Source organism: Methylosinus sp. shoA (assembly GCF_059718125.1).
Genome location: NZ_AP046091.1, coordinates 2,454,821 through 2,469,040 on the forward strand (window position 1 = coordinate 2,454,821; position 14,220 = coordinate 2,469,040).

Annotated in this window: 13 protein-coding genes and 2 pseudogenes; 2 read left to right on the plus strand and 13 right to left on the minus strand. The window is 63.7% G+C overall.

Annotated elements, in window-relative coordinates:
• Position 1 precedes the first annotated feature (1 nt).
• The 9 genes from trbL to AC6IW9_RS11145 form a co-directional block, all read right to left on the minus strand.
• A complete protein-coding gene (trbL, locus tag AC6IW9_RS11105; protein ID WP_497763823.1) occupies positions 2–1,342 on the minus strand; it encodes a P-type conjugative transfer protein TrbL in 1,341 nt (446 codons plus the stop codon).
• Entirely contained in the window at positions 1,339–1,653 is a 315-nt protein-coding gene (trbK-alt, locus tag AC6IW9_RS11110; protein ID WP_497763824.1) for a putative entry exclusion protein TrbK-alt, read from the minus strand. Before trbK-alt ends, trbL begins: the two co-directional genes overlap by 4 nt.
• A gap of 9 nt (positions 1,654–1,662) precedes the next feature.
• Positions 1,663–2,406: a P-type conjugative transfer protein TrbJ gene (trbJ, locus tag AC6IW9_RS11115; protein ID WP_497763825.1), complete on the minus strand. Its 744-nt coding sequence runs from the start codon at positions 2,404–2,406 to the stop codon at positions 1,663–1,665.
• Complete coding sequence (trbE, locus tag AC6IW9_RS11120; RefSeq protein ID WP_497763827.1) at positions 2,406–4,841, minus strand: conjugal transfer protein TrbE; 2,436 nt, start codon at positions 4,839–4,841, stop codon at positions 2,406–2,408. Before trbE ends, trbJ begins: the two co-directional genes overlap by 1 nt.
• Before the next feature lie 7 nt (positions 4,842–4,848).
• Complete coding sequence (locus AC6IW9_RS11125; protein WP_497763829.1) at positions 4,849–5,127, minus strand: VirB3 family type IV secretion system protein; 279 nt, start codon at positions 5,125–5,127, stop codon at positions 4,849–4,851.
• On the minus strand, positions 5,127–5,465 hold the full coding sequence (locus AC6IW9_RS11130) for a TrbC/VirB2 family type IV secretion system protein (RefSeq protein WP_497763830.1): 339 nt from the start codon (positions 5,463–5,465) through the stop codon (positions 5,127–5,129). Before AC6IW9_RS11130 ends, AC6IW9_RS11125 begins: the two co-directional genes overlap by 1 nt.
• On the minus strand, positions 5,462–6,412 hold the full coding sequence (gene trbB / locus AC6IW9_RS11135) for a P-type conjugative transfer ATPase TrbB (RefSeq protein ID WP_497763831.1): 951 nt from the start codon (positions 6,410–6,412) through the stop codon (positions 5,462–5,464). The genes AC6IW9_RS11130 and trbB overlap by 4 nt, the downstream gene beginning before the upstream one ends.
• 185 nt (positions 6,413–6,597) lie before the next feature.
• Positions 6,598–7,041, minus strand: coding sequence for a ribbon-helix-helix protein, CopG family (locus AC6IW9_RS11140; protein ID WP_497763832.1), 444 nt, complete (start codon positions 7,039–7,041; stop codon positions 6,598–6,600).
• An 8-nt stretch (positions 7,042–7,049) separates the two neighbouring features.
• Complete coding sequence (locus tag AC6IW9_RS11145) at positions 7,050–9,035, minus strand: conjugal transfer protein TraG (RefSeq protein WP_497763833.1); 1,986 nt, start codon at positions 9,033–9,035, stop codon at positions 7,050–7,052.
• 284 nt (positions 9,036–9,319) lie between these two features.
• Here AC6IW9_RS11145 and AC6IW9_RS11150 point away from each other — a divergent pair, with 284 nt between their 5' ends.
• Complete coding sequence (locus tag AC6IW9_RS11150; RefSeq protein ID WP_497763834.1) at positions 9,320–10,435, plus strand: hypothetical protein; 1,116 nt, start codon at positions 9,320–9,322, stop codon at positions 10,433–10,435.
• A gap of 173 nt (positions 10,436–10,608) precedes the next feature.
• Here the strand turns inward: AC6IW9_RS11150 and AC6IW9_RS11155 are convergent, their stop codons facing one another.
• From AC6IW9_RS11155 to istA, 4 genes and pseudogenes are all read right to left on the minus strand, one after another.
• Positions 10,609–10,749, minus strand: a complete 141-nt coding sequence (locus AC6IW9_RS11155) for a hypothetical protein (RefSeq protein WP_497763835.1) — start codon at positions 10,747–10,749, stop codon at positions 10,609–10,611.
• Positions 10,746–11,102 (minus strand): RHS repeat domain-containing protein, encoded by a 357-nt coding sequence (locus tag AC6IW9_RS11160; protein WP_497763836.1) that lies wholly within the window; start codon positions 11,100–11,102, stop codon positions 10,746–10,748. The genes AC6IW9_RS11155 and AC6IW9_RS11160 overlap by 4 nt, the downstream gene beginning before the upstream one ends.
• Positions 11,103–11,406: 304 nt before the next feature.
• Positions 11,407–12,357, minus strand: a pseudogene (gene istB, locus AC6IW9_RS11165) (IS21-like element helper ATPase IstB).
• A pseudogene (istA, locus tag AC6IW9_RS11170) lies at positions 12,354–13,833 on the minus strand (IS21 family transposase). Before istA ends, istB begins: the two co-directional pseudogenes overlap by 4 nt.
• Between istA and AC6IW9_RS11175 the strand changes: the two are divergent.
• Entirely contained in the window at positions 13,738–14,019 is a 282-nt protein-coding gene (locus AC6IW9_RS11175; RefSeq protein WP_497772595.1) for a hypothetical protein, read from the plus strand. The pseudogene istA and the gene AC6IW9_RS11175 sit on opposite strands and share 96 nt — an antisense overlap.
• Positions 14,020–14,220: the final 201 nt, after the last annotated feature.

Consider the following 14,220-nt stretch of genomic DNA (forward strand, 5'->3'; position numbering starts at 1 on the left):
TCTATTCCTCTTGTGAGAGATCGACGGAATGGCCGCCGCCGTGGCTGTCGCCGGACTGGATGACATGCGCGGCGGTCGTCGCGCCGTGGCTCGCGAGCTGATTGCGCTTCATGCGCCGCGCCCAGGCGGGCGGCGCATTCCCTGGTGGATCGCCGGTTGCGCCGTCGCCGACTGCGCCTGTGGTCGACGAGCCGCCCGTTGCCGCGAAGGCGGCGCGAGCGCCGGCGGAATAGTTCTCGGCCAGGGAACTCGTCGCCCGGGCGGCCGCGCGGCGGAAGGGAGCCGCTGCGACGGCCCCCGCGGCACGGCTGACGCCGGCGAGTCCGGCGGCGACAGCCGAAGGCCCAGCCTCGCCGGCCGAGCCGAGCGCATAGGCCGACGCCGCTCCGCCGGCGAGCCTCGCGCCGCCACGCGCGGTGGCGGCGGCTCCCGAGGCGGCGGCCGTCGCTCCCCTTCCGGCGAGGCCGAGCGCCGCGCCTCCGACCATTCCGGCGCCCGCGACGGCGACGCCGGTTCCGACCGCCGCGCCGGCGCCGAGCTGCGGAGCGCCGGAGACGAGACCGGTCGCGATGCCGGGACCGAATATGCCGAGTCCGAGCATGGCGAGCGCGGCGAGCACGACGGAGAGCGTCTGCTCGATCGTCGGCTGCTCGCCGCCGTAGCTCGTCGTGAATTGCGAGAAGAGTCCCGAGCCGATTCCGACAATGACGGCGAGCGTCATCACCTTCACTCCCGACGCGACGATGTTGCCGAGCACCTTCTCGGCGAGAAAGGCGGTCTTGTTGAAGAGCGCGAAAGGAATGAGCACGAAGCCGGCGAGCGTCGTCAGCTTGAACTCGATCAGTGTCACGAAAAGCTGCACGGAGAGAATGAAGAAGGCGATGACGATCAGCAGCCAGGAGATCATCAGCACAGCGATCTGAATGAAATTGGCGAAGAAGGACGCAAAGCCCATCATCTGGCTCGCCGCGTCGAGCAGCGGCTGACCGGCGTCGAGACCGACCTGGGCGAGACGGCCGGGCCTCAGGAATTCGGCGGTCGACACCGAAGAGCCGCCGGCCTCGAGGCCAACGGCGGCGAAGCTATTGAAGATTACGCCCGAGAGCCTGTTGAAATTGGTGATGAGGAAGGCGAAGAAGCCGATGTAGAGCGTCTTCCTGACGAGCCTCTGGACCACGTTCTCGTCGGCGCCCCAGGCCCAGAACAGGCCGGCGAGCGTGATGTCGATCGCGATCAGCGTGGAGGAGAGATAGGCGACGTCGCCCTTCAGCAGGCCGAAGCCGGAATCGATATAGGTCGTGAAAGTGTTCAGGAAGGAATCGATGACGCCGACATTGTTCATGGCGCGACGCCTTTCGATATAGCTGCGGCCGGCGCGGCCGTGGGAGGCGTCGGCCGCGCCGGCCTGCCGAAGAAGCGGCGGCGGTTCTCCGTCCAGACCGCCTCGCAGCGCTGGTCTTCGGCATCCTGGAGTTCGAGCGCGCCGCAGCGGCGCAACTCGGCGGAAAGATCGTCTGGTTCATTGGCAAAGGCGACGCCGGTGTCAGGGACGACTGGCGCAGGCGCATCGAGGTCGATTGCCGAGAGCGTCGCGACCAATGTGGCGATCAGAATGAGGATCGCGCCGGCGCGCCATATGTCCCATCGTCCCATCGGCGCGCCTCAATTGCCGTGGAACATGGTGACATTGCCCGGCTCATAGCCGGAATGCGTCGAAAAGCGGCGATATTGCTCCTGTCCCTGCGACTCGGTCGCCGTGATGCGCGATTGTTCGAGCGCATCGGCGCGGCTCTTCGCCGCGACCACGGCGACGAGATCGGAGAGCTGCTGCGATTGCAGCGCGAGCAGCTGATTGCCGGCCTGCGCCGCCTGCAGCACGCCCGTCGCCGTCTGGCTGGCGGAGGTCAGCGAAGACATGGCGGAGCCGTTGCTCGAGATGTTGCCGACGACGCCGGCCTGGACCTTCAAGGAATCCTCGAAGGCCGCGACCGAATTGCGCCAACGCGTCTGCGCGGTGCCGATCAGGCCCGAGCTGGAGGCGCTGGTCGACGCCGAACCATAGGTCGTCGCGAAGACGGATTCGATCTGCTGGACATCGAAGGCGATGTGCTGCGCCTGGGACAGCAGCGATTGCGTCTTCTGAATCGTCGTCTGGAGCTGGCTCAGCGTCGAGAGCGGCAGGCTCGCGAGATTGCGCGCCTGATTGGTCAGCATCTGCGCCTCATTGGCGAGGCTCTGGATCTGATTGTTGATCTGCTGCAGCTCGCGCGCGGCGGTGAGCACATTCTGCGAGAAATTGCTCGGATCGTAGACGACGATCTGCGCGGGCGTCGGATCGGCGACGAGCGAGAGGGATAGAGCCGCGGCGCAAAACAGGGCAGCGTGGCGAAGAGACCGAGCGGCCATCAGGAGAACTCCAGATTGGTGAGGTCGGGGATGAGATCGGCGGCCCATTCGAGGCCGCGCTCGATCAGCCAGGCACGCAGAAATCCATCCGGCCCATGCTCGGCGAGAATGCGCTCGATCGCGGCGTGATCGGCTTTGGAGGAAGCGGCGCAAAAGGCGAGGCCGATCGGTCCGAGCCCCAAGTCGAACAGGCGATTGCCTTGTCGCGATTGGCAATAATAGTCGCGCTTGGGCGTCGCGCGGGCGATGATCTCGATCTGGCGATTGTTGAGGCTGAAGCGGCGATAGATCGCGGTGATCTGCGGCTCGATCGCCCGTTCGTTCGGGAGGAGGATGCGGGTCGGACAGCTCTCGATGATCGCCGGCGCGATCGGGCTATTGTCGATGTCGGAGAGCGACTGCGTGGCGAAGACGACGGAAGCGTTCTTCTTCCGCAAGGTCTTCAGCCATTCGCGCAGCTGACGCGCGAAAGCGGGATCGTCGAGCACGAGCCAACCCTCGTCGATGACGAGCAAGGTCGGCCTTCCGTCGAGGCGCTGCTCGAGGCGGTGGAAGAGATAGGTGAGGACGGCCGCGGCGGCGCCCGCGCCGATGAGTCCTTCCGTTTCGAAGGCCTGGAAGTTGGAATAGCCGAGGCGCTCCTCTTCGGCGTCGAGCAGCCGCCCGAACGGACCGCCGACGCAATAGGGCTGAAGCGCCTGCTTCAGGGCCGTCGATTGGAGCAGGACGGCGAGGCCAGTGAGCGTGCGTTCACCGGGCGGCGACGAGGCGAGCGAGGTAAGCGCTGACCAGATATGCTCTTTGGCTGTCGGGTCGATGGCGGCGCCTTCCTTGGCGAGGATCGCGGCTGCCCATTCCGCCGCCCAGGCGCGCTCGGCCGCGTCGTTGACGCGGGCGAGCGGCTGCAGCGACACGCTGTCCTCGGAGCCGGCCGACAGGCCGCCGCCGAGATCGTGCCAATCGCCGCCGCAGGCGAGCGCCGCCGCGCGGATCGAGCCGCCGAAATCGAAGGCGAAGATTTGCGCGCGCGCATAGCGACGAAACTGCATCGCCATCAGCGACAGCAGCACCGATTTTCCGGCGCCGGTCGGACCGACGATCAGCGTATGGCCGACGTCGCCGACATGGAGCGAGAAACGGAACGGCGTCGAGCCCTCGGTCTTGCCGAAGAGCAAGGGAGAGCCACGAAGATGCTCGTCTCTGTCAGCTCCCGCCCAGACGGCGGAGAGCGGAATCATATGGGCGAGATTGAGCGTCGAGATCGGCGGCTGGCGGACATTGGCGTAGGCGTGACCGGGAAGAGAGCCGAGCCAGGCTTCGACCGCATTCACGCCTTCCGCTATGCAGGTGAAATCGCGGCCCTGGATCGCCTTCTCGACGAGACGCAGCCTTTCGGTTGCGATCGCCGGGTCGTCGTCCCAGACGGCGACGGTGGCGGTCACATAGGCTTCGCCGACATCATCGGCGCCGAGCTCTTGCAGCGCGACATCGGCGTCGGCGGCCTTGTTCGCCGCATCGGAATCGACGAGGGTCGATGCCTCGTTGGTCATCACCTCCTTGATGATCGTGGCGACAGATTTGCGCTTGGCGAACCACTGCCGCCGGATCTTGGTCAGCAGCCGAACGGCTTCCGTCTTGTCGAGCAAGATGGCGCGCGTCGACCAGCGATAAGGAAAGGCGAGACGATTGAGCTCATCCAGAATGCCGGGGTGGGTCACGCTCGGAAAGCCGACGATGGTCAGAATGCGCAGATGCGCGTTTCCGAGCCGTGGCTCCAGGCCGCCTGTGAGCGGCTCGTCGGCGAGCAGAGCGTCGAGATGCATCGGCGTTTCCGGGACACGGACGCGCTGCCGGCGCGTCGAGATCGTCGAATGCAGAAAGGTCAGCGTCTCGCCGTCGTCGAGCCATTCGGCCTCGGGCATGAAGCTCTCGACCAATTGCAGCACGCGGTTCGTGCGATCGATGAAGCCGCGCAGCAGCTCCCACGGATCGACGCCGTCCTGGGCGCGGCCTTCGTAGAGCCAGCTCTCGGCGCGCGACGCATCTTCCTCCGGCGGCAGCCAGAGGAGCGTCAGGAAATAGCTGCTCTCGAAATGCGCGCCAGCCTCCTCGAAGGCGTTCTGCCGCTCGAGGTCGACGAGCGCCGAGGCCGCATCGGGAAAGCGGTCATGCGGATAATGCTGCGCCGGCGCCCGATCGGCTTCGACGAAGATCGTCCAGCCGGAGCCGAGTCGGCGCAGCGTATTATTGAGGCGCGCGGTCACGCCGACAAGCTCGGCCGGCGTCGCGCTGTCGAGGTCCGGCCCGCGGAAGCGTGCGGTGCGCTGGAAGGAGCCGTCCTTGTTGAGGACGACGCCTTCGGCGACGAGAGCTGCCCAGGGCAGGAAATCGGCGAGACTCGTCGGGCGGCCGCGATATTCCGCGAGATTGAGCATGAGACCCTCACACGCCGAAATAAGCGGGATAGCGCAGATGGCGGCGCACGACCTCGACGAATTGCGGATCGCGCTTCGCCGCCCAGACCGCGGCGCTGTGGCTGATCGCCCAGAACAGAGCGCCGGGAAGCCAGAGGCGGAGTCCGAGCGCGATCGCCGCGGCGAGCGTGCCATTGGCGATAGCGACCGCGCGCGGCGCGCCGCCGAGCAGGATCGGATCGGTCAGCGCCCGATGGACGGGGACGAAGAAGCCGGGAACGTCCTCGGCGCTGTTGAAGCCGCTCATCAGATCAGCGCTCCGCCGGAGAAGGAGAAGAAGGAGAGGAAGAAGGAGCTGGCGGCGAAAGCGATCGACAGGCCGAAGACGATCTGGATCAGACGGCGGAAACCGCCCGACGTGTCGCCGAAGGCGAGCGTGAGGCCGGTCACCGTGATGATGATGACCGAGATGATCTTGGCGACCGGGCCCTGGATGGACTCCAAAATCTGATTGAGCGGCGTCTCCCAAGGCATCGAGGAGCCAGAGGCGTGGGCCTCGGAAGCGGACATTGCCGTGAAGGCTACAACGACAGCAAGCTCGGCGACGCGTCGGCAAAATTGCTTGTTCTGAACAATGGGCGTCATGATTGGTCTCCTGTGACGTAGGGCACGTCTCGCGCTTCGATTGGCAGAACGCGGTAGTCGCTGGTCGACGGATCGAGGCCGACGACAGTCGCGAGCTCGGCGAGACGTCGTTCGCAGCCGCGGCCCCTCAGGACCGCGATGAGATCGATCGTTTCGGCGATCAGCGCCCGCGGCACGGTGATCACGGCTTCCTGAATGAGCTGCTCGAGACGGCGCAGAGCCCCGAGCGCCGTGCCGGCGTGAATGGTGGCGATGCCGCCCGGATGTCCGGTGCCCCAGGCCTTCAACAGGTCGAGGGCTTCGGCGCCGCGCACCTCGCCGATCGGAATACGGTCGGGTCGCAGTCGAAGCGACGAGCGCACGAGATCGGAGAGCGAGACGACGCCATCCTTGGTGCGCAGAGCGACGAGGTTCGGCGCGCGGCACTGCAGCTCGCGCGTATCTTCGATCAGCACGACGCGGTCGGACGTGTGCGCGATCTCGGCGAGCAGCGCATTGGCGAGCGTCGTCTTGCCGGTCGACGTTCCGCCGACGACGAGTATGTTCTTGCGATCTGTGACGGCCTTTCGCAGAATGTCGGCCTGACCTGACGTCATGACGCAGGCGCGGACATAGTCGTCGAGCGTGAACACCGCGACGGCAGGCTTTCGGATTGCGAAGGCGGGCGCCGTCACGACGGGAGGGAGAAGTCCTTCGAATCTTTCGCCCGTCTCAGGTAGTTCCGCCGAGACCCGTGGTGAACCTGGATGCACCTCGGCGCCGACATGATGCGCGACGAGCCGCACGATGCGCTCGCCATCGGCCGCCGACATTTTGCAACCGCTATCCTCGAGGCCGCTCGACAATCTGTCGATCCAGAGCCGACCATCCGGATTGAGCATGACCTCGACGACAGACGGGTCTTCGAGAAAGCTCGCGACGGCCGGTCCGAGCGCAGTGCGCAGCATGCGTGCGCCGCGTGCATGAGCCTGCGAATGGAAAAGAGAAGCCGTCAAACCCGCCCCCGCTTCGGTCGATCGCGCGAGGGCGATTGGCCGCGGGGATGATTAGAAAAGGCAAGGAACGGGCGTGATCAACAAGGTTCCGGTCTGCGTAGCAGCCCGTCGTAGCCCAGCGAAAAAATACTTGCTTCCTATTCGCGCGAGTCGCTCGCGCTCTCGTCGGCTCGCTCTCCCCGAAGCATGTCTCTCGGAATCTCGTCGAGCAGCGTCCGTCCCTGATTGAGTCGTCGCCCCAGCGCCTCGATGAAGCCCTCGTAGCGTTCGCGTCCTTTCACCTGGGCGGCCGCTTGCGCCTCCGGCGGCAAGGGAGGCGTTACGGTCAGCCAGAAGCGAACGAACAGCGCAAGCGCTTCGGTCGTGAGCCCGCTGTTGCGTTCGAGGCGTTGAACCTGATGTGTCAGCCGGTCCAGCCGCCGGGTGAAGGCGGCCTCCATCCGATCCGCGCCGTCGGGCGACAGGAAGGACGCGACCGCGGCCTCTACAATAGCAGAGCGCGTCAGACGTTTCTGCGCAACGAGCTCGTTGATCCTCGCGATCATCTCCACGGGAAGCGAGACATTGAGGCGGTCGCGCATCATCGCTCCTACAGATCGAGGCCGTCGCCCGGGTCCATGGCGCCCTGGCGGGCGAGCCCGCTCATGCGTTGCCGGATGATCTCTTGCTGCCGTGCGGCCTGCTCGGGCGTATCGTCGACGATGGCGAACTCATTCGCATCCCGACGCGATGGCGTTGTCTCCTTCACGATCGCGACATGATCGGGCAGCTCCGGCTCGCGTCGCAACCCGCCATTGGCCTCGTCCTCGGCGGTCGATCGCATGACCAGGTCTGCGGACGGCGTCCGAATCGGCAGAGCCGACCAGTCGTCCGGTCGAGGCGCTTGGGGCAATTCTTTTGGCGGCGGCAGAATCCGCTCGGCGAAGCGGCGATCCTCATAATAGCGAGCCTTCTTCGCGCGGATCGGATGCAGGCCCGACATCATGACGATCTCGTCGGAAGGCGGAAGCTGCATGATCTCGCCGGGGGTGAGCAGTGGACGCGCCGTCTCGGAGCGCGACACCATCAGGTGGCCGAGCCACGGCGAAAGCCGATGCCCGGCGTAGTTCTTCATCGCCTTCATCTCGGTCGCGGCGCCGAGCGCGTCGCTCACACGCTTCGCTGTGCGCTCGTCATTGGTCGCGAAGGACACGCGCACATGGCAATTGTCGAGGATGGAGTTGTTCGCCCCATAGGCCTTCTCGATCTGGTTCAGCGATTGCGCGATCAGGAAGCTCTTCAAGCCATAGCCCGCCATGAAGGCCAAGGCGCTCTCGAAGAAATCGAGCCGTCCGAGCGCCGGGAATTCGTCGAGCATCAGAAGCATGCGGTGGCGGTGGCCGGTCGGGCGCAATTCCTCGGTGAGCCGTCGACCGATCTGATTGAGCACGAGTCGGATGAGCGGCTTGGTGCGGCTGATGTCGGAGGGCGGCACCACGAGGTAGAGCGTGGCCGGACGCGCGTCGGTCACGAGATCGGCGATCCGCCAGTCGCATTGGCGGGTCACTCTCGCCACGACCGGATCGCGATAGAGTCCCAGGAACGACATGGCCGTGCTGAGAACGCCCGAACGCTCATTGTCGGATTTGTTGAGCAGCTCGCGCGCCGCCGAGGCGACGACGGGATGCGGACCGGCGTCGCCGAGATGGCGGGTCGTCATCATCGCTCGCAGGATCGTCTCGATCGGCCGGTTCGGATCGGACAGGAAGGCGGCGACGCCGGCGAGCGTCTTGTCGGCTTCGGCGTAGAGGACATGGAGGATGGCGCCGACCAGCAGGGAGTGGCTGGTCTTCTCCCAATGGTTCCGGCGCTCGAGCGATCCTTCCGGGTCGACCAGAACGTCGGCGACATTCTGCACGTCGCGAACTTCCCTCTCGCCCCTGCGCACTTCGAGCAGCGGATTATAGGCGGCCGAGTCGCCGTCGGTCGGATCGAACAGCAGGGCGCGGCCATGCCGCGCGCGAAAGCCGGCGGTGAGCTGCCAGTTCTCGCCCTTGATGTCGTGGACGATGGCGGAACCTGGCCAAGTGAGCAGCGTCGGCACGACCAGCCCCACGCCTTTGCCGGATCGCGTCGGGGCGAAGCAGAGAACATGCTCCGGTCCGTCGTGCCGCAGATAGGCGCTTTCGTGCCGTCCGAGCACGACGCCGTCGGGGTCGAGCAGGCCGGCGGCCTTCATCTCGTCGGGCCGCGCCCAGCGGGCGGACCCATAGGTCTCGGCGTCGTCGGCCTCGCGGGCGCGCCAGATCGACATGGCGATCGCCGCCGCGATGGACAGTGGTCCAGCCGAGGCTGCGATATAGCCGCCTTCCACGAATATCGACGGCGCATAGGCGTCGAAGGCGTACCACCACCACCACCAGAAGAAGGCGGGCGGCGGATAGAAGGGAAAGTGGGCGAGCTCGAACCATGGATGTCCGAGCTGCGGCTGGAAGCCGAGACGCCAGGCGGTCCATTCGGTCGCCGCCCATATCGTCGTCAGCACGATGAGCGATATGACGAGGATCTGGCCCCAGAGAATCCTGGTAGCGGACAAGGACGCCTCCATTCGAATAGAGCGAGACGTCGAGACAAAGACGCGGTCCGAGCGCATTCAAGGGTGTTCGCGCTGAGATCGTAGCGTGGCGAACAGAAACGAAAAAATAATGGCGTAGCGGATCGGCGATCGACGTGCGTTCACATCGCCAGTCCGGTGTTTCGGCTGTTGAGAAACGCGTCAGCGATTGCTATACAGCGTGAGATCTGAGTTCCCTTGTGGGGCAAGCTATCATGTAGCTCTTGCAAGTATTCCAACACGTTTGTGTTTCTGAGGAGAGAATCATGCGCATGTTCTCCAGTGCTGTCGCTACGGTAGGCTTTTGGTTAGGATGTATTGTGTGCTCAACTGCTGTCCATGCGCAGTGCGTTTTACCGTATCAGATTGCGAATGGCCAAGTGGCTGACGCCACTCAAGTGATGGCGAACTACAATGCTCTTGTTGCATGCGCGAGTCCGGCCGGATCAGCTTACGCTCTCCAATATAATAGCGGTAACGGAAATTTCAGCGGCGTTGGCCCATTAGGCGATGGACAATTGGTAATCGGCTCTTCCGGCACCGCACCGCAGGCGTCAACACTGACAGCTGGGCCCGGGATTGCAATTACCAACGGTCAAGGCAGTGTTACTATTACTGCTACTGGCGGAGGGGCAGCGACTTGGACCGTGGTGACGTCCAATACGACAGCGGTTTCAGGCGGCATGTATTTAGCTGATACGTCCGGTGGGTCATTCACTATAACCTTGCCGAATTCAGGGGTGGTTCAGATCGCCGACGCCAAGGGCACTTTCGGAGCAAACAACTTATTAGTCACCGCCGCTAGCGGACAGACTTTGCGTGGAATAACCTATGCCAGCGCTTCAACAATTTCCCTCAACGCTCCGGGTAATAATGCAACTATTTTATGTGAAAGTAGCGAAGCTTATGTTCAACAGGTAACTAGTGGGATCTGGGGTAAGTTCGCCGCGGTCAACGCCGCATCTCTTGAGTTCAATAATATTCCGCCGAGTATGGACTTTGATTTTACTTTAAGTCAATTTAATTCCAGCACCAACGCCACGGCGCGAATGCAAATCGGAACCGGCACGCCGACAACATGGATCACGTCCGGATACGGATGGAACCAGTGGGGCACCACCGGCCAGAATGTCTCTGCGATAAATCTGGAAGTTGCTCCCGCTCAGTATTCAGGATCGTTCAGAGATTTTGTGTTTATGTTTCGTAGCAATGATGGGCTGTCGACAATCAATACTATGAGTGTCGGGACGTTTGGGTGGGGAAATTGGACTATCGGCAATTATCAGAGCGCCGGAACGTTGGCGACTGGAATAAAATTCTTTATGTCGAGTGGAACATTTAGTTCAATAGTTACTGCGTCATGGAGAAAGCTGAACGTGTAAGCATCCCTTGGGCCACTTGATCTGGATCTGGGTCTGGAGAAACAAGAGTAAGTATCACCCGGAAAACCCGGGGGCATCGAGGCGTGAGACGGTTAAAGCTGCTGCGAGGCCGCTGACGCGGCCTCGACTGCTTTTGATTCCCCCATAGGCACCGTCAATTCCGCGCATTTCAGCTATAGTTGCCCTGCCTCTTTCGACTGGCTCGTCGCAGAGCCGCTCGGCTTGCGGCCCGCCGCGCCGAGTTCGAGCAGGCGACGCAGGCCCGGCTGATTGTCCTTCACCTGCGTCAGCAAATGATTGCCGGACGCGATCACGCGTTCGAACAGTTTTTTTGACAATGCTCGGCGTCGAGCGTGAACAGGCAGTTCTTCAATCCCAGCGCTTCGATCAGCTCCGGCGCGGTGGGAAGCCGGTTCTCCGCATCCCAGCTATAGTCGCGCTGCCCGTCCGAGAGCAGATTGCCGTTCGCGTCGTAGCTCAACGACTGCCCGGACAGATTCGTCAGCTGGTTGAGATTGTTGTAGCTCGCCGTCTGGCTCATCACGGAAGGATAGACAGGCGCAGCGTCGCTCGTCTCCGTGATCGAGGAAATGAAATTCTCCGGCGTCGTCGTGAGCCGAAAGTTCGAGAATTGGCTCGCCGACAGCCCGACATTGCTGATGCTCACGAGACGCCGGTCTCCGGAATTGGGGAGATAACTCCAGCTCGTCGAGAGCGTCGAGTTGAGCAGCAGGCGCTGCGTGATCTGGCCGGTCTGGCCGAGATAGCTCAGCGAGAACGAGCCGAGATCGCTCGCATGGCGGGTCAGCCGCCCGATGGCGTCATACTGAAACGTCTCGGCTCCGGAGCCGGTCCGCGAGCTCCGCCGCCCGAGCGCGTCATAGGCGTAGTCGATCTGATAGGCGCAGGTCGATGCGCCGGTCCTTCATCGGAATACCTCCGTGGGCGAATTGCTCGCATCCCGAGCATGACTATGGCGCGGCAATCTGGATGAGAAGAGCGCGACAATCTGGATGAGGTTTTTCGGTCGCGGTGGCGAGATGATTGTCGCGGAGCGACGATAAGGCAAGCGGATTTTTGGTGACGTTCGTCTTGATTGACGCGGAGCGACAATCAGGATGATGTTTTGATTGTCGCGCGCGCCGAGGGCCGGCCTGGACCAGCGGCTTTTTTGAGCGCGGCTTTACGTCGATAGCTGTCGACGTTCATCTCGAAGATCGTCGCATGATGGACGAGCCTATCGACGGCGGCGAGCGTCATGGCTTGGTCTGGGAAGATTTTCCCCATTCGCCGAAGGGCTGATTTGCGGTGATGAGCAGCGAGCGTCGCTCGTATCGGGCGCTGATCAGCTCGAAGAGGACGCTCGCTTCGGCCTGATCCTTGGCGACGTAGGCGAGATCGTCGAGGACCAGCAAATGATATTTGTCGAGCTTGTCGATCGCGGCTTCGAGAGTGAGGTCGCGTCGCGCGACTTGCAGTCGCTGGACGAGATCCGTCGTTCTCGCGAAGAGAACGCGCCAGCCGTTTTCGATGAGCGCCAGGCCGAGCGCCGCCGCCAAGTGTGACTTTCCGACCCCAGGTGGACCAAAAACCAGCAAATTGGCTCCTTTTTCGAGCCAGGCGTCGCCGGCCGCGAGCGCTTGGACTTGCGCTTTCGAGATCATCGGCACGGCGTCGAAGTCGAAAGCGGCGAGCGTTTTTCCGGGCGGCAGACGCGCCTCGGCGAGATGACGGGCGAAGCGGCGCTGACCTCTGTCGGCGAGTTCTTGCTCGGCGAGCGCCGCAAGAAAGCGTGCGGCTGGCCAGCCTTCCTTGTCGGCGGTGGCGGCGAGCGCGCTCCAGACGAGCTTGATGCCGGAAAGGCGCAGCTCGGAGAGAAGAAGATCGACGCGAGCGGCGTCGACTTTGTCGTTCGCCTTCATGCCGCGGCTCCTTCGAAAGAAGCGAGCGCGTCATAGACGGCCAGCTCGGGGAGCGCGACAATCACATTGGGCGCCGCGGCGATCTTCGGCGCGAAGCGTTCGATCAGCGTGGAAAGGTTTGGCAGACGACCGGCGTCGAGTTCCTCCTCGATCGCGACGGCGAGCTCGGCCTCGCAGGCGCGCTCATGCGCCAGGGCGAGCAGGCCGACCATGGTTTTGCAGGCTGCTTTCTCTCCGGTCTCGGCGAGCAGCGCATCGAAAGCGCGCGCATAGGCGCGACGAGGAAAGAGCTGCTCGCGATAGACGAGATTGAGCAGCGCCATGGGCTTTCGGCGCAGAGAGTGAATGACGTGCCGATAATCGACGACATGCCCATGCTTGCCGCCTGGCCCGGGCCTGCCGCGCGGCAGATCGAACAGATGCGTCGACCCCTGAAAAACTTCGAGCCGATCGTCATAGAGGCGCACGAGAAGCTTATGGCCGATCAGCCGAGACGGCACGGTGTAGAAGACTTTGCGCAAAGTGAAGGCGCTGGACGAGGTGACCGAGACCCGCTCCTCCTCGAAGTCCGACGTCTTGCGCGGCGGCAGATCTTTCAGTTCCGCGCGTTCGAAATCGACGCGCGCGGCGTTGCGGGCGTTGCGCCGACCGACGAGCTCGTCGACGAACTTTCGCCAGGCGCCGAGATCGTCGAAGTCGCGCGAGCCGCGCAGCAGCAGTTCGTCCTCGAGCGCGGCTTTGATATGGCCGTGGGCGCTTTCGATCGAGCCGTTCTCATGGGAGACACCTTTGTTGTTGCGGGTTGGCGTCATGCCGTAATGGGCGCAGAGCGCTTCATAGCGGCGCGTCATATCCTCCTTGGCGTCGGCGTCGAGATTGCGGAAGGCGGCGGAGAGACTGTCGCTGCGATGCTGCTGCGGCGCGCCGCCGAGCGTCCACAGGGCGTTCTGCAAGCCTTCGGCGAGGGCGACGAAGCTCTCGCCGCCGAGCACGACATGGGCGGATTCGAAGCCCGAGAATGGCAAGCGGAAGTGATAGATCCGGTGCTCGAGCGGAACGCCGCCGATGGAGACCTCGAGATCGCGCATGTCGTAAAAATCCGAGAGGCCCATGCGGCCCGGAGGATGCTCTTGCCGGAAAATCACCTCCTGCTCGGGACCATGGATAGCGCGCCAGTTCCGAATGCGCCGCTCCAGCGTGCGGCGCACGCCAGCGCCGAGTCCCGGATGCCGGCGGCGCAACTCCTCGAACACGCCGATCGGGCGCAGGCCGGGCGCCGCTTTCAGCCATGGGAATGACCTCGCTGTCCCAAACGCTCTCCAGCGGATCTGGCCGCCGGCGGGCGCGTGGCGCCTTCTTTTGCGAGGGAAGCCGGGGATCATGTTCCAGCCGATAAGCGGTAGCCGGGCTGAAACCGGCTTTTGCCGCGGCGACGGCGGCACGGTCGGTTTTTCGAAATTGCATGAAAAGCCTCATCTGGCGGTCGGTGACATGGCGGCCGGGCAACGAATCGGTCCTCCCGAGGGGAAAACCGACCCTTCACCCAGCCCCGCGACCGGCAGACAGGCCGTTTTTTTCGGCGCGCGCGGGGGTGTCGGCGTGACGAAGCTCGGGCTCCGCCCTCCCTTCGTCACGCCGACACCCCCGCGATTCTCATCCTGATTGACGCTGGACTCTCACCTTGTTTGGCGCGCGGCACATGACAGATTTGCGAGCCGCACCAGACGTAGCCGGTCGTGACAGCGCTCCCTCCGCCGGAGGGCGTAATCACGATCGCCGTCCGTCTCCCATGCCCGTCATTGGCGAACGCTGTGGCCTTCTCAGGCTGCCCCGGAGGCGATGCCGACGAGCCCGTTCTCCGTG